Raw genomic sequence first — 21,201 nt, 5'->3', positions numbered from 1 at the left:
CCCCCCCCCCCCCCCCCCCCCCCCCCCCCCCCCCCCCCCCCCCCCCCCCCACAGGGTCCTGCGGTGCCCACGAAAAAGGGGCTCTTGCTTGAGCCCCTTCTTGTTTGTCAGCCCTTGGCCGACACCGCCCCACCACGCTTCTTGCTCTGCAACAGATGCGAGAACACCGCATGCAGATCATCCGAAGCGCTTTCCTCGTCCAGGTTCAGCTTGCTGTCGATGTGGTCCATGTGGTGCATCATCAGGTCCACCGCCTTGGCCGCGTCGCGGGCCTCGATGGCGTCGATCAGTTGCATGTGCTCGTCATAGGAACAGTGCGAGCGGTTGCCGCTTTCGTACTGGGCGATGATCAGCGAGGTCTGCGACACCAGGCTGCGCTGGAAGCTGATCAGCGGCGCATTGCCGGCCGCCTCGGCGAGCTTGAGGTGGAATTCGCCGGAGAGACGGATACCGGCGCCACGGTCGCCACGGGAGAAGCTGTCGCGCTCCTCGCGCACCATCTCGCGCAGTTCATTCAATTGCTCGGCCGTGGCGTGCTGCACCGCCAACTCGGTGATCGCCCGCTCCACCATGCGCCGGGAGAAGAACACCTGGCGCGCTTCCTCGACGGTGGGGCTGGCCACCACCGCACCGCGGTTGGGCCGCAGCAGCACCACGCTTTCGTGGGCCAGGCGCGACAGGGCACGGCGGATGATGGTGCGGCTGACGCCGAAGATTTCGCCCAGTGCTTCCTCACTCAACTTGGTACCCGGGGCCAATCGCTGTTCGAGAATGGCTTCGAAGATATGCGCGTAGACAATATCGTCCTGGGTGCCGCTGCGACCGCCGGTCTTGCCGGCCCGCGGGGCTTTCTTGAGGGGTTGTAACTGTTCGTTCATGGGCACTCGCGCACGAAGATTCACCTATCGGGCCTCGACTGTAATACCAGCCAGTGGGGCGATGGCAAATCCTGGGTAGAAAAATGACGGCATAAGGTATTGCCGCATTGTACACAGCAATTGGCATTTCCGCAGGTGCCATCATTCGTTATAGCCCTTGTGACAAACAAACTGCGCACATCCAATAAAACAGTATTTGCATTCTTTGTATACAAAAGCATAATCCACCGGGCAACTTCCTGACCCAGAAGTCAACTCGGGGCCCGGAGTCGCCGACACCTTCCCTCGCAGAGCCCCCAGTCAACGTGCAGGACCAGCTCTGAAAAACAAGAAAGACTTGAGGAGTACTCGCTGTGGAAAGCCGCAAATCCGACGCCCCTACGCTGGATCTTGCTCCACCGCTCGAAACGAGCTGGCTGGAACGGATTTTCAAACTCAAGCAACACGGCAGCACCGTCAAGACCGAGATGATCGCGGGCCTGACAACCTTCATCACCATGGCCTACATCATCTTCGTCAACCCCAACATCATGGCCGATGCCGGCATCGATCACGGTGCGGCGTTCGTCGCCACCTGCATCGCCGCCGCCCTCGGCTGCCTGCTGATGGGGCTGTACGCCAACTGGCCGGTGGGCCTGGCGCCGGGCATGGGGCTCAACGCCTTCTTCACCTACACCGTGGTCGGGACCATGGGCTACACCTGGGAGGCCGCGCTGGGCGCGGTGTTCGTGTCCGGGGTGCTGTTCATGTTCCTCACCCTGTCCCGCGTGCGCGAGTGGCTGCTCAACAGCATCCCGGTCAGCCTTCGCCACGCCATGGGCGCCGGCGTCGGATTGTTTCTCGGACTGATCGGCCTCAAGACCGCGGGCATCGTCGTCGATAGCCCGGCCACCCTGATCAAGCTCGGCCACCTCAACGAGCCCGGCCCGCTACTGGCGGCGCTGTGCTTCCTGATGATCGCGGTGCTCAGCTATCACCGGGTGTTCGGCGCGATCCTCATCAGCATCATCACCGTGACCCTGGCCGGCTGGGGCCTGGGCCTGGTGGAGTACGGCGGGGTGTTCTCGCTGCCGCCAAGCCTGGCGCCGACCTGGATGGCCATGGATGTGGCCGGGGTGTTCAACGTCAGCATGATCGCGGTGGTCCTGGCCTTCCTCTTCGTGCACATGTTCGACACCGCCGGCACCCTGATGGGCGTGGCCCAGCGCGCCAACCTGGTGAATGCCGACGGGCGCATCGAAAACCTGTCCCGCGCCCTCAAGGCCGATAGCGCCTCCAGCGTGTTCGGTGCAGTGGTGGGCGTGCCGCCGGTGACCAGCTACGTGGAAAGTGCCGCAGGCGTCGCTGCCGGCGGGCGTACTGGGCTGACCGCCGTGGTGGTGGGCGTACTGTTCATCGCGGCGATGTTCTTCGCTCCGCTGGCCGGCATGATCCCGGCCTATGCCACGGCCGGTGCGCTGATCTATGTGGCGATGCTGATGATGGGCAGCATGGCCCATATCGAATGGGACGAAGCCACCGACAGCATTCCGGCGATCGTCACCGTGATCATGATGCCGCTGACCTTCTCGGTGGCCGACGGCATCGCCCTGGGCTTCATTACCTATGTGGTGCTCAAGGCCTTCACCGGCAAGCACAAGGAGATCTCCGCCAGCCTGTGGGTGCTGTGCGCGATCTTCATTGCCAAGTTCATCTTCCTGTAAGGGTTGGATGCAGGGCAGAGAGCCTCACCTTCGGGTGGGGCTTTTTTGTGGGTGCTCTCCCGGGCCTCATCGCTGGCAAGCCAGCTCCCACAGGGTCTGTATTGCCCTGTAGGAGCTGGCTTGCCAGCGATGAGGCCCGGAAGAACACCACAAAAACAGCAGACGAAAAAAAGCCCGCCAGTGTGAGCGGGCCAAGGACCTACGAAGATTCTTCTAGCGACCAACTAGCTTCCACGATAGGTCGAGTAACTGTAGGGCGAGATCAGCAGCGGCACGTGGTAGTGATCCTGCTTGTCGTTGATGCCGAACCGCAGCACCACCACATCGAGGAACGCCGGCTCGGGCAGTTGCACGCCACGGGCGCGGTAGTAGTCGCCAGCGCTGAACTGCAGTTGGTAGACGCCACTGCGGTAGTCATCGCCCTGCAGCAGCGGCGCGTCGACACGGCCGTCGCTGTTGGTCAGCGCGGTGGTCACCAGCTCCAGTTGCTGGCCTTCGACGCGGTACAGCTCGACCTTGATCGAGCTGCCAGGGCAGCCATGTGCGGCATCCAGTACATGCGTGGTCAAACGTCCCATTGCTTGATCGCCTCGTGTTCACTCTATGGGCAAAAAATACCCGCCTGCACCAGAGGGAAACACAGTGGCAGGCGGCGGTGGAAGCATTAAGACATTTTATCGAAAAATTGTACACAATTTTTCTGGCAATTTTACGATTCAGCGCTACACACCCCCGGCAACCCTCCATTATTCGCCAGGCCACGCCCGATAACGACGCCAGCGTCATTAGCTGACCAATCAGGCAGATTTCTTGCTAGGCATATACAGCAGGGTGCGACGAAGAAATGGGAAAAAACAGGCTTACAAATCGTAAATAAAGTTGTATACAATCACTCCATCGTCGTGGCCCGCCGCAAACCTGCGCATGCCACAACCCTCCGTTTTCACGTACAAGAAGGAAGACTGCAGTGAGCGCTGATTATCCTCGCGACCTGATCGGTTATGGCAATACCCCTCCTCATCCGCACTGGCCGGGGAATGCGCGTGTCGCGTTGTCTTTCGTGCTCAATTACGAAGAAGGTGGCGAGCGCAACGTCCTCCACGGCGACAAGGAATCCGAAGCCTTCCTCTCCGAGATGGTCGCCGCCCAGCCGCTGCAGGGCGTGCGCAACATGAGCATGGAGTCGCTCTACGAATACGGTAGCCGCGCCGGCGTGTGGCGCCTGCTCAAGCTGTTCAAGGACAGCGGCGTACCACTGACCATCTTCGCCGTGGCCATGGCCGCCCAGCGCCATCCGGACGTGATCCGCGCCATGGTCGAGGCCGGCCACGAGATCTGCAGCCACGGCTACCGCTGGATCGACTACCAATACATGGACGAGGCCCAGGAGCGCGAGCACATGCTCGAAGCCATCCGCATCCTCACCGAACTGACCGGCGAGCGTCCGCTGGGCTGGTACACCGGCCGCACCGGCCCGAACACCCGGCGCCTGGTGATGGAGGAAGGCGGTTTCCTCTACGACAGCGATACCTACGACGACGACCTGCCCTACTGGGAGCCGAACAACCCGACCGGCAAGCCGCACCTGGTGATCCCCTACACCCTGGACACCAATGACATGCGCTTCACCCAGGTCCAGGGTTTCAACTGCGGCGAGCAGTTCTTCCAGTACCTGAAGGACGCCTTCGACGTGCTCTACGAAGAAGGCGCAACCGCGCCGAAGATGCTCTCCATCGGCCTGCACTGCCGCCTGGTCGGCCGTCCGGCACGCCTGGCCTCGCTCAAGCGCTTCATCGACTACGCCAAGAGCCACGACCAGGTCTGGTTTGCCCGTCGCGTGGACATCGCCCGCCACTGGCACGCCACCCACCCTTTCAACGCCGAGATTTCGCAATGACCGCTTTCAAGACCCTGACTCCCTCGACCCTGGACCGCGCCGCGTTCGTCAAGGCGTTCGCCGACATCTACGAGCATTCGCCCTGGGTGGCGGAGAAGGCCTATGACCTCGGCCAGCTCCAGGAGCTGGACCAGATCGAGAACCTGCACCAGCGCATGAGCGACATCCTTCTCAGCGCCGATCACGCCGCCCAGCTGGCGCTGATCAACGCTCACCCGGACCTCGCCGGCAAGGCCGCGATCCAGGGCGAGCTGACCGAGTCGAGCACCAACGAGCAGGCCGGCGCCGGCATCCACCAGTGCACCGCCGAAGAGTTCGCCCGCTTCACCGAGCTCAACGACGCCTACAAGGCCAAATTCAAGTTCCCCTTCATCATGGCGGTGAAAGGCAGCAACCGGCACCAGATCCTCGCCTCCTTCGAGACCCGCATCCATAACGATGCCGATACCGAATTCAAGGAAGCCCTGGCGCAGATCAACCTGATCGCCCTGTTCCGCCTGCTGCAACTGTAAGACCCGCGCCGCGGCGCCTGACGACATACAACACAGAATTCAGAGAATAAAAGCATGCGTACTCTAGTGATCGAGCCCCTGACCAAAGAAGCCTTCGCCCCCTTCGGTGACGTGATCGAAACCGACGGCAGCGACCACTTCATGATCAACAACGGCTCGACCATGCGCTTCCACAAGCTGGCCACGGTGGAAACCGCCCAGCCGGAAGACAAGGCGATCATCAGCATCTTCCGCGCCGACGCGCTGGACATGCCGCTGACCGTACGCATGCTGGAACGCCATCCGCTGGGCAGCCAGGCTTTCATTCCGCTGCTCGGCAACCCCTTTCTGATCGTGGTCGCGCCACTTGGCGATGCACCTGTATCAGGTCACGTCCGTGCCTTCGTCAGCAATGGCAGGCAGGGCGTCAATTACCATCGCGGCGTCTGGCACCACCCGGTGCTGACGATCGAAAAGCGGGATGACTTCCTGGTGGTTGATCGCAGTGGTTCCGGCAACAACTGCGACGAGCATTTCTTTACCGAGGATGAGCAACTGATCCTCAATCCCCACCAATAAGAGAAGGCCGAACACCGTATTTCGGTGGCCGGCAAGAGGTACAAGACTGTGGAAGCACATCTGTTGGAATGGCTGAACCTGAGCGTGCGCTGGGTTCACATGATCACTGGCGTGGCCTGGATCGGCGCGTCGTTCTACTTCGTCTGGCTGGAAAACAACCTGAACCGCGCCAACCCGCGGGACGGGCTGTCGGGTGACCTTTGGGCGATCCATGGTGGCGGTATCTACCACCTGGAGAAGTACAAGCTGGCACCGCCGAAAATGCCGGAGAACCTGCACTGGTTCAAATGGGAAGCCTACTTCACCTGGATGTCCGGCATCGCCCTGCTGTGCCTGGTGTTCTACTGGCAGCCGACCCTTTACCTGCTGGCGCCGGGCAGCACCCTGACCGGCTTTGAAGGCGTGGCCATCGGTGTCGGCTCGCTGATCGCCGCCTGGTTCATCTACGACTTCCTCTGCGACTCGCCACTGGGCAAGCAACCCGCCCTGCTCGGCCTGGTCCTGTTCGTGCTGATCATCGCGGCCTGCTACGGCTTCAGCCAGGTGTTCAGCGGTCGTGGTGCGTACCTGCACACCGGCGCCATCATCGGCACCATCATGGTCGGTAACGTGTTCCGCATCATCATGCCGGCCCAGCGCCAGCTGGTGGCGGCGATCGAAGCCAACCAGACCCCGGATCCGGTGCTGCCGGCCAAGGGCCTGCTGCGCTCGCGGCACAACAACTACTTCACCCTGCCGGTGCTGTTCATCATGATCAGCAACCACTTCCCGAGCACCTACGGCAGCAAGTACAACTGGGCGATCCTGGCCGGTATCGCGGTCGCGGCGGTGCTGATCCGTCACTACTTCAACACCCGCCACGACAGCAACAAGTACGCCTGGGCCCTGCCTGCCGGCGCACTGGCGATGATCTGCCTGGCCTATGTCACCGGTCCTGCCCGGGTACCGAGCACGGCGCCGGAGCAAGCTGCGGCGAAGATCGAATACCAGCCGCTGCCGGAAACCGCACTGGGTGGCAAGACCGCCGCCGAGCGTGCCGAGGAAGAAAAGGCCGCCGCCTGGCAAGCCGCACAGGCCAAGCCCGCCGAACCGGCCGCGCCAGCCGCCCCGGCCGAAGCCCCTGCGCAAGCCACCGCCGCTGCCGGCGGTGCCGGTTTCGACAAGATCCATAACGTCATCCAGGAACGCTGCACCGTGTGCCACTCGGCCAAACCGACCAGCCCGCTGTTCAGCGCCGCACCTGCCGGCGTGATGCTCGACACCCCGCAACAGATCCAGGCCATGGCCCCGCGCATCCAGGCCCAGGCCGTCGCCAGCCAGATCATGCCGCTGGGCAACATCACCCAGATGACTGCCGAAGAACGCAAGCTGGTCGGTGACTGGATCGCCAACGGCGCCAAGGTCAACTGATCCACCCCGCAACACGCGTAACACCGCTGCAAGCTTCACGCGGCGCCCCGGACGGGAACCACGGGCCGAAAGGCCTGCCGCCCGGGCGCTGCGGCTCAAAAAAATAACAACAAAACTCGAGGTGCTGCATGTCCGAGTCTCGCCAGGCGTACATCCCCGATGCGCCGCCACGACAGCCGCTGCCCCTGCTGCAACTCATCCTCGTGGGTCTGCAGCACGTATTGCTGATGTACGGAGGCGCCATCGCGGTGCCGCTGATCATCGGACAGGCTGCCGGACTCTCCCGAGAAGAAGTCGCTTTCCTGATCAATGCCGATCTGCTGGTCGCCGGTGTCGCCACCATCGTCCAGTCGTTCGGCATTGGTGCTGTCGGCATCCGCATGCCGGTGATGATGGGTGCCAGCTTCGCCGCCGTGGGCAGCATGGTGGCCATGGCCGGGATGCCCGGCGTCGGTTTGCAGGGGATCTTCGGCGCGACCATCGCCGCCGGGTTCTTCGGCATGCTGATCGCGCCCTTCATGTCCAAGGTGGTGCGTTTCTTCCCGCCGCTGGTCACCGGTACGGTGATCACCTCCATCGGCCTGTCGCTGTTCCCGGTGGCGGTGAACTGGGCGGGTGGCGGCGTCGAGGCGTCCACCTTCGGCTCGCCGATCTACCTGACCGTCGCCGGCCTGGTGCTGGCCACCATCCTGCTGGTCAACCGCTTCATGCGGGGCTTCTGGGTCAATGTGTCGGTGTTGATCGGCATGGGCCTGGGCTACATCCTGGCCGGCTCCATCGGCATGGTCGATCTCACCGGCCTGGACCAGGCGCCCTGGCTGCAAGTGGTGACCCCGCTGCACTTCGGCATGCCGACCTTCAGCCTGGCGCCGATCCTGTCCATGTGCCTGGTGGTGGTGATCATCTTCGTCGAGTCCACCGGCATGTTCCTCGCCCTGGGCAAGGTCACCGACCGCGAAGTGACCCCGGGCATGCTGCGTCGCGGCCTGATGTGCGACGCCGGTGCGTCGTTCGTCGCCGGGTTCTTCAACACCTTCACCCACTCCTCGTTCGCCCAGAACATCGGCCTGGTGCAGATGACCGGCGTGCGCTGCCGTTACGTAACGGTGGTGGCCGGTGGCTTGCTGATCCTTCTGAGTCTGCTGCCGAAAGCGGCCTTCCTGATCGCCTCGATTCCTCCGGCGGTTCTGGGCGGTGCCTCGATCGCCATGTTCGGCATGGTGGCCGCTACCGGGATCAAGATTCTCCAGGAAGCCGATATCAGCGACCGGCGCAACCAGTTGCTGGTGGCCGTGAGCGTCGGCATGGGCCTGATTCCGGTGGTCCGTCCGGAGTTCTTCGCGCAGATGCCGCAATGGATGGAGCCCATCACCCATAGCGGCATTGCCATGGCGACGGTCAGCGCGCTGGTGCTGAACCTGCTGTTCAACATCCTCGGCGGCGCCGAACGCGCCTCGCACAACCAGGCCGCCGCGCACCATTGAGGCTGTAGGGGTGGCGCATGGCCACCCCGCACTCCCCGAGCAACACGCAATACCGCCGACCCGTGGGAGCGGGCCGGTCGGGGCGCTTCGCGCCGAAGAAAGCGCAACGAACAACAATAATTAGCCGGGAATCACAACATGAAACGCACCACCACTTCCCTTCTCCTGGGCAGCAGTTTGCTGGCAAGCCTTCCAGCGGTAGCGGGGGATCTTCTGCTGTGGCAATCCAACAGCCTCAGCTATTTGTACGGCAAGGACTTCAAGGTCAACCCTGCGATCCAGCAGACCATCACCTTCGAACACGCCAACAAGTGGAAGTACGGCGACACCTTCCTGTTCGTCGACAAGATCTTCTACAACGGCCAGGCCGACCGCGGCAAAGGCTACCGCACCTACTACGGCGAGTTCACCGAACGCTTCTCCTTCGGCAAGATCTTCGACCGCAAGATCGAGCTGGGCCCGATCAAGGATGTGCTGCTGGCCCTGAGCTACGAGTCCGGCGAAGGCGACAACGAGGCCTACCTGATCGGCCCCGGCTTCGACCTGGCGATTCCCGGCTTCAACTATTTCACCCTGAATTTCTACAACCGCCACACCGAAGGCAGCCGTGCCGGCGATAACGTCTGGCAAATCACCCCGACGTTCTCCTACACCATCCCCGTGGGTTCGTCCGACATCCTCATCGACGGCTACATGGACTGGGTGGTGGACAACGACGAGACCAAGCGCCGCGGCACCTACCACGCCAACCTGCAGTTCAACCCGCAGGTCAAATACGACCTGGGCAAGGCCCTGAAACTCGGGGCCAAGCAGCTCTACGTGGGTATCGAATACAGCTACTGGAAAGACAAATACGGCATCGAGAACAGCGACCGGCTCGATACCAACCAGAGCGTGACCAGTGCGTTGATCAAAGTGCACTTCTAAAAAAACCTGATCTGCGTAGGTGCTTCTGGAGAGGGGCACTTGAGGGCCAGCGCGCAAGCCAGTAATCTGCGCGCCCCCTCGACCCGGGCGGAGGGATTCCGCCCGCGTTTGCTGACCGTCCAGTCAATGAAAACGGGCGGTTGGCCAGCGCAAGCGCCAACAGTCGTAACCGTTGTGAACTGTTCAGAAAGACGTCGAGCAGGATTGCTGCACCCTTCCGGGAAGGTGGGACCAGCGCTTGCCCTTTTTTCGTGGGCGATCGCAAAAAGCTGACCCGAAAGACAACACGCTCAACCCGACGACGCCGACTCAAGAGCGTTGCTAACAGAATCGATCAAGGGAGCTACCCGATGCGCTTTACCAACCGCCTGATCCTCGCCGGGGGCCTGCTGGCCGCCAGTTCCGCGATGGCCGACGACCTGCTGCTGTGGCAGAACAACAGCCTGACCTACCTGTACGGCAAGGATTTCGCCGTCAACCCGGAAATCCAGCAGACCTTCACCTTCGAGCACGCCGATGCCTGGAAGTACGGTGACAACTTCCTGTTCATCGACAAGATCTTCTACAACGGCCAGAAAGACGCGAACAACGGCCCGAACAGCTACTACGGCGAGTTCAGCCCGCGCCTGTCGTTCGGCAAGATCCTCGGCCAGGACCTGTCCTTCGGCCCGGTCAAGGACGTATTGCTGGCCATGACCTACGAGTTCGGCGAAGGCGACACCGAGGCCTACCTGATCGGTCCGGGCTTCGACCTCGACGTGCCGGGCTTCGACTACTTCCAGCTGAACTTCTACAACCGCCACACCGAAGGCAGCCGTGCCGGCGACAACGTCTGGCAGATCACGCCGGTCTGGGCCTACACCATTCCCGTGGGCAAGTCCGACATCCTGATCGACGGCTTCATGGACTGGGTGGTGGATAACGACGAGAACAGCCAGGGCACCTACCACGCCAACCTGCACTTCAACCCGCAGATCAAGTACGACCTGGGCAAGGCCCTGAGCTTCGGCGAGAAGCAACTGTACGTCGGTATCGAGTACGACTACTGGTCGGACAAGTACGGCATCAAGGACAGCAAGTTCTTCGATACCAACCAGAACACCGCCAGCCTGCTGGTCAAGGTGCACTTCTAACCGCGTCGTTCGCCGCTGCGGCGGCAACCTGTCCGGGCCCTGCACCGCAGGGCCTGAACAGGTCCAGTTCCTCGCGATAGACCGAGGTGCTGACGCCCATCAGGCCCAGCATCGAATGGAACAGGTTATCGTGGGACAGCGCGCTGTCACGCCGTCCGCGCAAGCACTCCATGCTCGCCCCGCCGCTTCTGGCGAAACCTTCCGACAGCCACGCCACCATCGGTACCCGGATCTGCTCGCTCGGCGCCATGGCATACGGCAGCCCATGCAGGTAGACGCCCTTCTCTCCCAGCGATTCGCCATGATCGGACACATAGAGCATCGCCGTGTCGAAACGCTGTGCGCGCGCCTTCAGCAGGTCGAGCAGTTGCCCAAGCACGTGGTCGGTGTAAAGGATCGAATTGTCGTAGGCATTGACGATGGCGGCGTTGTCGCATTTGTCCAGCTGGCTGCTGTCGCAGGTCGGGGTGAAGCGGCGAAAGGCCTGGGGATAGCGCTTGTAATAGGCCGGGCCATGGCTGCCGAGCATGTGCAGGACGATGAGGGTGTCGTCGCTGCTGCTGTCGATCCGCTCCGCCAGGCCATGCAGCAAGGCCTCGTCGAAGCAGCCATCGGTCGTGCAGATCCCGGGGATGTGCAGCTTGTCCACCTCCTCGCTGGGCACCCGGTCGCAGGCGCCCTTGCAGCCCGAGTTGTTGTCGCGCCAGAGCACCGCCACGCCTGCCCGCTGCAGCACATCGAGCAGGTTTTCGCGACTTTTGGCGTGGATGCTGCGGTACTCGCGGCGGCCCAGGTCCTGGAACATGCAGGGCACCGAGATCGCCGTGGCGGTGCCACAGGCGCTGACCTCGCTGAAACTGACCACCTCCCGGGCCGCCAGCGCCGGATTGGTCTGCCGCTCGTAGCCGTTGAGCGAAAAACTCGCCGCCCGCGCGGTTTCACCGACCACCAGCACCACCACCTTGTGCCGGCCGGCGGTGGCGGAATTGACCTGGAGCGCCGCATCCAGCCCGACCGGCTCCAGGGTCAAGGGCGTGCGCAATTGGCGCTTGGCATAACTGTGCAGCGCACCGACCAGGTTCGATGGCACCAGCATCAGGCGCAGTTCACGGTGGTTGCGCAGCAGCGAGGCGTAGGACTGGTAGGCCAGCGCCAGGATCAGGGCGATCAGCGCCAATGCCAGCAGCACGCTGCCCGCCTTGAACAGGCCCGCCCTCGCATAGCCAGGCCGGGCCAGGGGAATGCGGCTGACCACGATTGCCGGCACCACGCCCACCAGCAGCACCCAGAACGCCAGCCCCGAGCCGAGCAGATCGAACACTTCACGGCGATCGGTCTGCATTGCATTGATCAACATCGAATAGTCGATCATCACACCGTAGTTGCTCATGAAGTAACTGACGCAGGCCGACAGCAACAACATGACGACCAGGACAAGTTTGCCCAACCGGCCCCATGCCAATAAACACAGGACTACAAAGTTAAACGCCAGCACCAATAAAGGAAGCGTGCCGAGAAAAAACGAATTGTCATTTTCAAGGCCACCCGTGGCGGTCCAGACCTTGCGCCAGAAGGGCGCGTTCATCACCAGTGTCATCCACAGCGCAACCAGCAACACCAGCAACGGCGCAGGCATGCCCCGCGTGCTCGACGCTTGTACGTTCATAAGTGTGTCTCCTGACACCTGTTCGACTATCCCTGAAAAAACCTGCGACTCAGCGCGAAACGGCAGGCGCGGGTTGAGGGCAGAAACACAGCCAGAACAGTACGGCGGCCAGGTAGAACGCCAGATGATGGATAGCGAAAGTCAACTTCCAGGCAGGCATGAGATCCCTTCCTTGCGGCAAGAAAAATAGTAATCGTTATTACTTCAATCCGGACTTCCTTGCCCGTTGCAACTGCCCGTTACTTTAGCCAGGCTTTTCATCATTTCCATACATGACATTTACATTTCTTTCTCTTTTCCCTTGTTAGTTTTCCCCGCCTACACTCGCCAGTACCTGCCAAACAAGGCCGTTGCAGGTAATGGACTATTCAAATAAAGGGAATTCACGATGCACACCCCCAAAACAGCGCCCATGCGCTATCTCTTGCTGCTGTCCGCCGTCTGGCTCGGCGTTTTCCTGCTGACCCGCGCGGCCCTGATGTTCAGCCACCTGGATGAAGCCGGACATGCGTTCTTTTCGGTCTTCACCGTGGGCCTGCTCAACGACCTGGTGTTCCTGGTCTATGCCGCCCTGCCCCTGAGCCTGTTCGTCCTGCTCTGCCCGCGCCGGCTGTGGCAGGCGCGGGTGACCCGCTGGCTGCTGGTGGGCATCCTCGCGATCAGCCTCTACATCATGCTGTTCACCGCGGTGGCCGAATGGCTGTTCTGGGACGAGTTCGGGGTGCGCTTCAACTTCATCGCCGTGGATTACCTGGTGTACTCGGATGAAGTGCTGAACAACATCCTCGAGTCCTACCCGATCGCCCTTCTGCTGAGCATCCTTGGCCTGCTGACCCTGGCCCTGGTCCTGGCCTTGATCAAGCCGCTACGCTGGGTCTTCGAGGCGCCCTACCCGAGCCTGCGCCAGCGCGCCTTGCAAACTGCCGGCATCGCCGTCGCGGCCCTGCTGTGCGTGCAGTTCGCCGACCAGGACAGCCTGCGCAGCCAGGGCGGCAATACCTACCAGCGCGAGCTGGCGAGCAACGGCCCGTACCAGTTCTTCGCCGCCTTCCGCAACAACGAGCTGGACTACCAGCAGTTCTACAGCACCCTGCCCGAAGCGGTCACCGCCCGGCAGATGCGCGACGAACTGAACGAGCCGGGCGTGACCTTCATCGGCAATGAGCCGCTGGACATCCGCCGTACCGTGAGCAACCCGGGCACAGCACGTACGCCGAACATCATCCTGGTCACCATCGAAAGCCTCAGCGCCAAGTACCTGGGCAGCAACGGCGACCCGCGCAACCTGAGCCCCAACCTCGACGCCCTACGCAAGCAAAGCCTGTACTTCAACAACTTCTATGCCACCGGCACCCGCACCGACCGCGGCCTGGAAGCCATCACCCTGTCGATCCCACCAACGCCCGGGCGCTCCATCGTCAAGCGCATCGGCCGTGAAGGCGGCTTCGCCAGCCTTGGCCAGCAACTGAGCGAGGTGGGTTACGACGCCGTATTCGTCTACGGCGGGCGCGGTTACTTCGACAACATGAACGCCTTCTTCAGCGGCAACGGCTATCGCATCGTCGACCAAAGCAGCGTCGACGAGCAGGACATCAGCTTCAAGAACGCCTGGGGCATGTCCGACGAAGACCTGTACAAGCAGGCGATCAAGCTGGCCGATGCCGACCACGCCAACCAGGTGCCCTTCCTGCTGCAACTGATGACCACCTCCAACCACCGGCCCTACACCTACCCTGACGGGCGCATCGACATTCCGTCAGGCAACGGCCGCGACGGCGCGGTGAAGTACACCGACTACGCCATCGGCAAGTTCCTCGCCGAGGCGCGGACCAAGCCCTGGTTCGACAACACGATCTTCGTCTTCGTCGCCGACCACACTGCCGGCAGCGCGGGCAAGGAAGACCTGCCGGTGCAGAACTACCAGATCCCGCTGTTCGTCTACGCGCCGAAGCTGATCGAGCCGCGCGAAGAAGGCAAGCTGGCCAGCCAGATCGACCTGGCGCCGACCCTGCTCGGCCTGCTGAACATGAGCTACACCTCGACCTTCTACGGACGCAACCTGCTGCTGGAAGACGCGTTGCCGCCGCGGGTGCTGATCGGCAACTACCAGCACCTGGGGCTGTTCGATGGCCAGGACCTGGCGATTCTCAGCCCACGCGGCGGCCTGCGCCTGCACCAGCAGGCACTGGGGGAAAGCCGGGAGATTCCGGGCGAGGTGGAGAATCCGCTGATTACCCGGGCGATCGCCTATTACGAAAGCGCCAGCTACGGGTTCAAGCAGCGGCTGCTGGAGTGGGTGCCGGAGAGCCATGAGGCGCCGCGGGAGCAGGCGGGGCTGGGGCAGTAACAATCTACAAGGATTGAGCCTCGACGCGGTCAATGTGGGAGCGGGTTCACCCGCGATTACTGTAGTGAATTCACCGTCGTAATCGCGGGTGAACCCGCTCCCACATTGACCGCGTCCGACCAGAAAGGACTCGACGGTCTTACGCTCCCCGCACTGCCTTCCACAACCTGCCGACCACGCTGACCAGCGCCAGCACCACGGCGCCGGCGACGATGCCGAGCACACCATTGACCAGGGCGCTGGTCAGCGCTCCGCCATTGCCCTGGCTGAACGCCTCGACCGCATGATGCAGCGGCGCGACGCCATGCACGAGGATCCCGCCGCCGACCAGGAACATCGCCGCCGTGCCCACCACCGACAGGGTCTTCATCAGGTACGGCGCAGCGCGCAGGATGCCGTGGCCGATGCGCTTGCCGATGCCCTTGCGGGTTTCGGTCATCCACAGGCCCAGGTCGTCCAGCTTGACGATCCCCGCCACCAGGCCATACACGCCGATGGTCATGACCAGGGCGATGCCCGAGAGCACGATGATCTGCTGGGTCAGCGGTGCATCGGCGACGGTGCCGAGGGTGATGGCGATGATTTCCGCAGAGAGAATGAAGTCGGTGCGGATCGCGCCCTTGATCTTGTCCTTCTCGAAGGCCACCAGGTCTACTGCCGGATTGGCGGCGGCTTCGCTCAGCGCGGCATGGTTCGCCTGCTTTTCCTCGGTGCCATGCAGAAACCTGTGCGCCAGCTTTTCGAAGCCCTCGAAACACAGGTATGCGCCGCCGAGCATCAGCAACGGCGTCACCGCCCAAGGGATGAACGCGCTGATCAGCAGGGCCGCCGGCACCAGGATCAGCTTGTTCAGCAACGACCCCTTGCACACCGCCCACACCACCGGGATCTCCCGCTCGGCGCGTACCCCGGTGACCTGCTGCGCGTTGAGCGCCAGGTCATCGCCCAGGACACCGGCGGTTTTCTTGGCCGCCACCTTGGTCATTACGGAAACATCATCGAGTACCGTGGCGATATCGTCGATCAATACCAGAAGGCTGCTTCCTGCCATGTGTCCTGTCTCGCGCAAAGGATAGTTACAAAAGGATAGCGGGTTGACCATGCAAATACCCATTGGTGCCATCGCGAGCAGCGCCGGGCCGCTGCCTTGAGCCCCTCGCGAGCCCGGTGCTACCATGCGCCACCGCCTGCCCGGCCTGCCCGGGACGAGACCAAGGAACAGCGCCAACCATGAGCAGCATTCGCGAGCGCAACAAAGAACTGATCCTGCGCGCGGCCAGTGAAGAATTCGCCGACAAGGGTTTCGCCGCCACCAAGACCAGCGATATCGCGGCCAAGGCCGGCCTGCCCAAGCCCAACGTCTACTACTACTTCAAGTCCAAGGAAAACCTCTACCGCGAGGTCCTTGAAAGCATCATCGAGCCCATCATGCAGGCCTCGACGCCGTTCAATGCCGAGGGCGACCCGGAAGAAGTATTGAGCGCCTATATCCGCTCCAAGGTGCGCATCTCCCGCGACCTGCCGTTCGCCTCCAAGGTATTCGCCAGCGAGATCATGCACGGCGCCCCGCACCTGAGCCCGCGCCAGGTCGAGCAATTGAACGCCCAGGCCCGGCACAATATCGCCTGCATCCAGCGCTGGATCGACAAGGGCCGGATCGCCCCGGTCGACCCGCACCACCTGATGTTCAGCATCTGGGCCGCGACCCAGACCTACGCCGATTTCGACTGGCAGATCTCGGTGGTGACCGGGAAGGCGAAGCTGGACGAGAGCGATTACGAGGCGGCCACGCAAACGATTATTCGCCTGGTGCTGAAAGGTTGTGCTCCGGATGCCTGAGGGCGGCTGGCTGATGTTAACCGTTTTTTGACCCCTCCCCCCTCCTGATGTAGGCTCAACTCAATTTTCGACAAATTGAGTTGAGCATGGCCAGCATCAAGGTTCCCAAGCCCTACAAGGAAATTCTCGAGCTGCACGGCAGGGAGATTTTGGAGCTCATTCCTCGATTTTCTGCCGTTGATGAGAAGGGACGTTATCTGCACTGGCACGATTTCCGTCACCGGGTGCCTGCCGGCATCAATGCGAATGCTGCATGGGGCGCCGTCAAGCTTTCAAGAAGCGTGATTCTGAAGTCCATTGGCCTATACGCCGAAGACGGGCAGCCGTTCAAATATTGTCTTCCTGACTATGCCCATACGGTCATTCACGATATAGAGCACATCAATGCCAAGCTAGGTCTTGGCGTATCGAACACCTCTACGAACAACGAGAGCAATCTGTTTCTGGTCGAGTCGCTGATGATGGAAGAAGCAATTTCCAGTGCTCAACTGGAGGGCGCGGCGACCATCAGAAGGGTGGCCAAGGAAATGCTCGAAAAAGAACGCGAACCGGTCAATGACGACGAGCGGATGATCTTCAACAACTTCATGCTGATGAAGCTGGCGAAACACAGCAAGGAACTGCCGCTGTCGATCGAATTGGTCCGGCGCTTTCACGCCGAGGCCACGAGAGACATTCAGGTAGACCACGCCTGCCCGGGTGAAATTAGAAGAACCAATGACATCTACGTCAAAGGCCGTGACGAAGAAATCGTTCACCAACCTCCGGACGCAGGGCTACTGCTGGAACGCCTGGAAAAACTCTGTGAATTTGCTAACGAAAGCCATGACGGCCACGATGGCAGGATATTCATCCACCCTGCGGTAAAGGCGATCATCCTGCACTTCATGATCGGCTATGAGCACCCCTTCAATGATGGCAACGGCAGGACGGCAAGGTGCCTGTTCTACTGGTACATGCTGAAAAGCGGCTATTGGGCGTTCGAGTACATCTCGATCAGTGCGCTGTTGAAGCAAGCGCCGATGCAATATGGCGAGTCGTATCTATTCACTGAGACCGATGATTTCGACCTGACGTACTTCATCTGCTATCAGCTCAGAATCATCGAACGGGCTATGGCCGGGTTCCTTTCTCATATCGAGAACAAAAGGAAAGAGTTCTATGACGTCATGGGCCTGATTGCAGAGTCTGGTTTCAACAAGGATCTGAATTTCAGGCAGATTCACCTGCTGAAAAAAGTGCTGCGCAACCCCGGTCGGCTGTTCGTCGCGAAGGAAGTGAAGAATGACTTCGATGTCTCGGAGGGGACTGCGCGGGCTGATCTTGAGAAGCTGGTGAAGCTGAAGCTGCTGGCCAAGGTCAGGGAGGGCAAGACCTGGTGCTATGTGGCTAGAGGGGACGCAGCGGACCAGATCAGAAAAAAGTGAGGGCCCCATCGCTGGCAAGCCAGCTCCCACAGGGTCTGCGGCGCCGCTAACCCTGTGGGGGCTTGCCAGCGATGGGGCCATCAGTTACAGCACAGGTATCAGATCAAGCCGCAACCCCCGCATCCGCCCGCAGCCCCGCCTCCTCGATCGCACTGATCGCGCACTGTTCGTCGATATCCGACGTATCCCCGCTGATCCCGATCGCGCCCAGTACCACGCCCGCCTCATTGCGGATCAGCACGCCACCCGGCGCAGGCACCACCGGGCTCTGGCCCAGGCCATTCAACGCGGCAAAGAATGCCGGGCGCTGCTGTGCGTCCAGCGCCAGCAAACGCGAGCCCTTGCCCAGGGCGATAGCTCCCCAGGCCTTGCCCATCGCCACCTGCGGACGCAGCAGGCTGGCGCCATCTTCCCGTTGCAGGGCCAGCAGGTGACCACCGGCGTCCAGCACCACCACGGTCAGCGGCGCGGCGGCGATCTTGCGCCCCGCGGCCAGCGCGCCATTCACCAGGCCGACGGCGACTTTCAAGCTCAATGCGTTCATGAAACGGTCCTCTTGTTGTTATGAAGCCCTGTGGGCAAGTGAAAATTGATAGACCAAATAGAACACAATGGTAAATGTTTTTGTATACAATAATTCGCACGCTGCGACCTTATGCCGCGCCAGGCCCGTTTCTACGGCGTTTCGACGAAAGCACAGGTCACGGACGAAAATGGATTGACCAGAGCCGCGTCCCGTGAATACACTCTGGCGCAAAGCATCTTGTATACAATTACAACATCAATGAGGCACAAAGCCATGAGCAAAATGAGAGCAATCGATGCAGCCGTTCTGGTGATGCGCCGCGAAGGTGTGGAAACCGCGTTTGGCATTCCTGGTGCAGCGATCAACCCGCTGTACTCGGCCCTGAAGAAAGTCGGCGGTATCGATCACGTCCTCGCTCGCCACGTTGAAGGCGCCTCGCACATGGCCGAGGGTTACACCCGTACCAAGGCCGGCAATATCGGCGTGTGCATCGGCACCTCGGGCCCTGCCGGCACCGACATGGTCACCGGCCTGTACAGCGCTTCCGCCGACTCCATCCCGATTCTCTGCATCACCGGCCAGGCCCCGCGTGCCCGCCTGCACAAGGAAGACTTCCAGGCCGTGGACATCACCAGCATCGTCAAGCCGGTGACCAAGTGGGCAACCACCGTCCTGGAGCCGGGCCAGGTGCCTTACGCCTTCCAGAAAGCCTTCTACGAAATGCGTACCGGCCGTCCGGGCCCGGTGCTGATCGACCTGCCGTTCGACGTGCAGATGGCCGAGATCGAGTTCGATATCGATGCCTACGAGCCGCTGCCTGTCACCAGGCCAGCCGCTACCCGCAAGCAAGCGGAAAAAGCCCTGGCCCTGCTCAATGAAGCCGAACGTCCGCTGCTGGTCGCCGGTGGTGGCATCATCAACGCCGACGCCAGCGACAAGCTGGTCGAATTCGCCGAACTGACCGGCGTGCCGGTGGTACCGACCCTGATGGGCTGGGGCACCATCCCCGATGACCACGAGCTGATGGTCGGCATGGTCGGCCTGCAGACCTCGCACCGCTACGGCAACGCCACCCTGCTCAAGTCCGACCTGGTGTTCGGCATCGGCAACCGCTGGGCCAACCGTCACACCGGTTCCGTCGACGTCTACACCGAAGGCCGTACCTTCATCCATGTCGATATCGAACCGACCCAGATCGGCCGCGTGTTCACCCCGGACCTGGGCATCGTGTCCGACGCCGGCGCTGCCCTGGACGCCTTCCTCGAAGTGGCCCGCGAGTGGAAAGCCGCCGGCAAACTGAAGTGCCGCGGCGAATGGCTGAAAGACTGCCAGGCCCGCAAGTCGAGCCTGCAGCGCAAGACCAACTTCGACAACGTGCCGGTCAAGCCACAGCGCGTGTACCAGGAAATGAACGAGGTGTTCGGCAAGGACACCACCTACGTCAGCACCATCGGTCTGTCGCAGATCGCCGGCGCCCAGTTCCTCCACGTCTACAAGCCGCGCCACTGGATCAACTGCGGCCAGGCCGGCCCGCTGGGCTGGACCATCCCGGCTGCCCTGGGCGTGGTCAAGGCCGACCCGAGCCGCAAGGTCGTCGCGCTGTCGGGCGACTATGACTTCCAGTTCATGATCGAAGAACTGGCGGTGGGCGCGCAGTTCAACCTGCCGTACGTCCACGTGCTGGTGAACAACGCCTACCTCGGCCTGATCCGCCAGGCGCAGCGTGGTTTCGAGATGGATTACTGTGTACAACTGGCGTTCGAGAACATCAACGCGCCGGACGTCAACGGCTACGGCGTCGATCACGTGGCCGTGGTCGAAGGCCTGGGTTGCAAGGCCCTGCGCGTGTTCACCCCGTCCGAGATCGCCCCGGCGCTGCTCAAGGCCCAGAAAATGGCCGAGGAGTTCCGCGTTCCGGTGGTGGTCGAGGTGATTCTCGAGCGCGTTACCAACATTTCCATGGGTACCGAAATCAACGCGGTCAACGAGTTCGAAGACCTGGCGCTGGTCGGCAACGACGCGCCAACCGCGATTTCGCTGCTCGACTGATCGTCTGCGAGGCCCCGCCCTTCAGGGTACGGGGCCCAACCCAGCAAGGAGACCACCATGCCACGCTTTGCCGCCAACCTGTCCATGCTGTTCACCGAACAGGACTTCCTGGCCCGCTTCAAGGCTGCTGCCGACGCCGGCTTCAGCGGTGTCGAGTACCTTTTCCCGTACGACTACGCCGCCACCGAGATCAAGCAGCAGCTCGACGCCCATGGCCTGACCCAGGTGCTGTTCAACCTGCCGGCCGGCGACTGGGCCAAGGGTGACCGCGGCATCGCCTGCGACCCGGCGCGGGTCGAGGAATTCCGCAGCGGTGTCGACCTGGCCATCGCCTACGCCCAGGTGCTGGGCAATACCCAGGTCAACTGCCTGGCCGGGATTCGTCCACAGGGCCCGGACTGCGCCACCGTGCGCAAGACCTTCGTCGACAACCTGCGTTTCGCCGCCGACAAGCTCAAGGCTGCCGGGATCAAGCTGGTCATGGAAATGATCAACACCCGCGACATCCCGGGCTTCTACCTGAACACCACCCAGCAAGCGCTGGAGATCCAGGCCGAAGTGGGCAGCGACAACCTGTTCCTGCAGTACGACATCTACCACATGCAGATCATGGAAGGTGACCTGGCGCGTACCGTGGAAAGCAACCTGGCGAAGATCAACCACATCCAGCTGGCCGACAACCCGGGCCGTCACGAACCGGGCACCGGCGAGATCAACTACCGCTTCCTGTTCGAGCACCTGGACCGCATCGGCTACCAGGGCTGGGTGGGCGCGGAGTACAAGCCCAGGACCACCACTGAAGAAGGTCTGGGCTGGTTGAAGACTCATAACGCGATCTGAGATCC

18 protein-coding genes are annotated in these 21,201 nt (G+C 61.9%); 13 read left to right on the top strand and 5 right to left on the bottom strand.

Features of this window, described 5'->3' with window-relative positions; translation table 11 throughout:
* Positions 1-107: 107 nt before the first annotated feature.
* Positions 108-878, bottom strand: a complete 771-nt coding sequence (locus ACKLLE_RS18470; protein WP_009396159.1) for a GntR family transcriptional regulator — start codon at positions 876-878, stop codon at positions 108-110.
* A gap of 467 nt (positions 879-1,345) precedes the next feature.
* On the opposite strand from ACKLLE_RS18470, the gene ACKLLE_RS18465 reads away from it, so the two are divergent.
* On the top strand, positions 1,346-2,581 hold the full coding sequence (locus ACKLLE_RS18465; protein ID WP_240160561.1) for an NCS2 family permease: 1,236 nt from the start codon (positions 1,346-1,348) through the stop codon (positions 2,579-2,581).
* A gap of 224 nt (positions 2,582-2,805) precedes the next feature.
* Here ACKLLE_RS18465 and uraH read toward each other — a convergent pair whose 3' ends face one another.
* Positions 2,806-3,159: a hydroxyisourate hydrolase gene (gene uraH / locus ACKLLE_RS18460; protein WP_009396156.1), complete on the bottom strand. Its 354-nt coding sequence runs from the start codon at positions 3,157-3,159 to the stop codon at positions 2,806-2,808.
* Positions 3,160-3,548: 389 nt separating this feature from the next.
* Here uraH and puuE point away from each other — a divergent pair, with 389 nt between their 5' ends.
* The 7 genes from puuE to ACKLLE_RS18425 all read left to right on the top strand — a co-directional run bounded on the left by puuE (position 3,549) and on the right by ACKLLE_RS18425 (position 10,502).
* Entirely contained in the window at positions 3,549-4,478 is a 930-nt protein-coding gene (gene puuE, locus ACKLLE_RS18455) for an allantoinase PuuE (RefSeq protein ID WP_009396154.1), read from the top strand.
* Positions 4,475-4,990, top strand: coding sequence for a 2-oxo-4-hydroxy-4-carboxy-5-ureidoimidazoline decarboxylase (uraD, locus tag ACKLLE_RS18450; RefSeq protein WP_064302572.1), 516 nt, complete (start codon positions 4,475-4,477; stop codon positions 4,988-4,990). Before puuE ends, uraD begins: the two co-directional genes overlap by 4 nt.
* Positions 4,991-5,044: 54 nt before the next feature.
* Entirely contained in the window at positions 5,045-5,548 is a 504-nt protein-coding gene (locus tag ACKLLE_RS18445) for an ureidoglycolate lyase (protein WP_009396150.1), read from the top strand.
* Between the two features lie 48 nt (positions 5,549-5,596).
* Positions 5,597-6,958 (top strand): urate hydroxylase PuuD, encoded by a 1,362-nt coding sequence (locus ACKLLE_RS18440; RefSeq protein WP_009396148.1) that lies wholly within the window; start codon positions 5,597-5,599, stop codon positions 6,956-6,958.
* 128 nt (positions 6,959-7,086) lie between these two features.
* Positions 7,087-8,442: a nucleobase:cation symporter-2 family protein gene (locus tag ACKLLE_RS18435; RefSeq protein ID WP_009396146.1), complete on the top strand. Its 1,356-nt coding sequence runs from the start codon at positions 7,087-7,089 to the stop codon at positions 8,440-8,442.
* 138 nt (positions 8,443-8,580) lie between these two features.
* The gene (locus ACKLLE_RS18430; protein WP_064302570.1) at positions 8,581-9,369 is read left to right on the top strand and encodes an outer membrane protein OmpK; all 789 of its coding nucleotides are present in this window, start codon (positions 8,581-8,583) and stop codon (positions 9,367-9,369) included.
* 350 nt (positions 9,370-9,719) lie between these two features.
* On the top strand, positions 9,720-10,502 hold the full coding sequence (locus tag ACKLLE_RS18425) for an outer membrane protein OmpK (RefSeq protein ID WP_064302569.1): 783 nt from the start codon (positions 9,720-9,722) through the stop codon (positions 10,500-10,502).
* Here the strand turns inward: ACKLLE_RS18425 and ACKLLE_RS18420 are convergent.
* Complete coding sequence (locus ACKLLE_RS18420) at positions 10,486-12,168, bottom strand: phosphoethanolamine transferase (protein WP_420058707.1); 1,683 nt, start codon at positions 12,166-12,168, stop codon at positions 10,486-10,488. The two genes, ACKLLE_RS18425 and ACKLLE_RS18420, sit on opposite strands and share 17 nt — an antisense overlap.
* 388 nt (positions 12,169-12,556) lie before the next feature.
* Between ACKLLE_RS18420 and ACKLLE_RS18415 the strand changes: the two genes are divergently transcribed.
* On the top strand, positions 12,557-14,515 hold the full coding sequence (locus ACKLLE_RS18415) for an LTA synthase family protein (RefSeq protein ID WP_420058706.1): 1,959 nt from the start codon (positions 12,557-12,559) through the stop codon (positions 14,513-14,515).
* Positions 14,516-14,654: 139 nt separating this feature from the next.
* On the opposite strand, the gene ACKLLE_RS18410 is transcribed toward ACKLLE_RS18415, so the two are convergent.
* Positions 14,655-15,566 carry a DUF808 domain-containing protein gene (locus tag ACKLLE_RS18410; protein WP_420058705.1) on the bottom strand — a complete coding sequence of 304 codons (912 nt, stop codon included), beginning with the start codon at positions 15,564-15,566 and terminating at the stop codon, positions 14,655-14,657.
* A 179-nt stretch (positions 15,567-15,745) separates the two neighbouring features.
* Between ACKLLE_RS18410 and ACKLLE_RS18405 the strand changes: the two genes are divergently transcribed.
* Entirely contained in the window at positions 15,746-16,354 is a 609-nt protein-coding gene (locus tag ACKLLE_RS18405; protein WP_064302566.1) for a TetR/AcrR family transcriptional regulator, read from the top strand.
* Positions 16,355-16,440: 86 nt separating this feature from the next.
* Positions 16,441-17,781, top strand: coding sequence for a Fic family protein (locus ACKLLE_RS18400; RefSeq protein WP_420058704.1), 1,341 nt, complete (start codon positions 16,441-16,443; stop codon positions 17,779-17,781).
* A 103-nt stretch (positions 17,782-17,884) separates the two neighbouring features.
* Here the strand turns inward: ACKLLE_RS18400 and ACKLLE_RS18395 are convergent, their stop codons facing one another.
* Positions 17,885-18,325, bottom strand: a complete 441-nt coding sequence (locus ACKLLE_RS18395) for a GlcG/HbpS family heme-binding protein (RefSeq protein ID WP_064302564.1) — start codon at positions 18,323-18,325, stop codon at positions 17,885-17,887.
* 255 nt (positions 18,326-18,580) lie between these two features.
* Here ACKLLE_RS18395 and gcl point away from each other — a divergent pair, with 255 nt between their 5' ends.
* Together gcl and hyi are read left to right on the top strand one after the other, a co-directional pair.
* Positions 18,581-20,356, top strand: a complete 1,776-nt coding sequence (gene gcl, locus ACKLLE_RS18390) for a glyoxylate carboligase (protein WP_009397628.1) — start codon at positions 18,581-18,583, stop codon at positions 20,354-20,356.
* Positions 20,357-20,413: 57 nt separating this feature from the next.
* A complete protein-coding gene (gene hyi / locus ACKLLE_RS18385; protein WP_420058703.1) occupies positions 20,414-21,196 on the top strand; it encodes a hydroxypyruvate isomerase in 783 nt (260 codons plus the stop codon).
* Positions 21,197-21,201 lie beyond the last annotated feature (5 nt).

The organism is Pseudomonas bharatica (assembly GCF_048586865.1).
GTDB classification, from domain to species: domain Bacteria; phylum Pseudomonadota; class Gammaproteobacteria; order Pseudomonadales; family Pseudomonadaceae; genus Aquipseudomonas; species Aquipseudomonas bharatica.
Note: the sequence above shows the minus strand (reverse complement) of the source record. Positions and strands in the feature narration are given on the sequence as shown.

Bases quoted from the DNA above. Each gene is read 5' to 3' on its own strand.
- ACKLLE_RS18395 (WP_064302564.1), bottom strand. From the start codon at position 18,325: ATGAACGCATTGAGCTTGAAAGTCGCCGTCGGCCTGGTGAATGGCGCG.
- ACKLLE_RS18470 (WP_009396159.1), bottom strand. From the start codon at position 878: ATGAACGAACAGTTACAACCCCTCAAGAAAGCCCCGCGGGCCGGCAAG.
- ACKLLE_RS18465 (WP_240160561.1), top strand. From the start codon at position 1,346: ATGATCGCGGGCCTGACAACCTTCATCACCATGGCCTACATCATCTTC.
- ACKLLE_RS18415 (WP_420058706.1), top strand. From the start codon at position 12,557: ATGCACACCCCCAAAACAGCGCCCATGCGCTATCTCTTGCTGCTGTCC.
- gcl (WP_009397628.1), top strand. From the start codon at position 18,581: ATGAGCAAAATGAGAGCAATCGATGCAGCCGTTCTGGTGATGCGCCGC.
- ACKLLE_RS18445 (WP_009396150.1), top strand. From the start codon at position 5,045: ATGCGTACTCTAGTGATCGAGCCCCTGACCAAAGAAGCCTTCGCCCCC.
- ACKLLE_RS18420 (WP_420058707.1), bottom strand. From the start codon at position 12,168: ATGAACGTACAAGCGTCGAGCACGCGGGGCATGCCTGCGCCGTTGCTG.
- ACKLLE_RS18425 (WP_064302569.1), top strand. From the start codon at position 9,720: ATGCGCTTTACCAACCGCCTGATCCTCGCCGGGGGCCTGCTGGCCGCC.
- ACKLLE_RS18430 (WP_064302570.1), top strand. From the start codon at position 8,581: ATGAAACGCACCACCACTTCCCTTCTCCTGGGCAGCAGTTTGCTGGCA.
- ACKLLE_RS18435 (WP_009396146.1), top strand. From the start codon at position 7,087: ATGTCCGAGTCTCGCCAGGCGTACATCCCCGATGCGCCGCCACGACAG.
- ACKLLE_RS18410 (WP_420058705.1), bottom strand. From the start codon at position 15,566: ATGGCAGGAAGCAGCCTTCTGGTATTGATCGACGATATCGCCACGGTA.
- hyi (WP_420058703.1), top strand. From the start codon at position 20,414: ATGCCACGCTTTGCCGCCAACCTGTCCATGCTGTTCACCGAACAGGAC.
- ACKLLE_RS18400 (WP_420058704.1), top strand. From the start codon at position 16,441: ATGGCCAGCATCAAGGTTCCCAAGCCCTACAAGGAAATTCTCGAGCTG.
- uraH (WP_009396156.1), bottom strand. From the start codon at position 3,159: ATGGGACGTTTGACCACGCATGTACTGGATGCCGCACATGGCTGCCCT.
- uraD (WP_064302572.1), top strand. From the start codon at position 4,475: ATGACCGCTTTCAAGACCCTGACTCCCTCGACCCTGGACCGCGCCGCG.
- ACKLLE_RS18405 (WP_064302566.1), top strand. From the start codon at position 15,746: ATGAGCAGCATTCGCGAGCGCAACAAAGAACTGATCCTGCGCGCGGCC.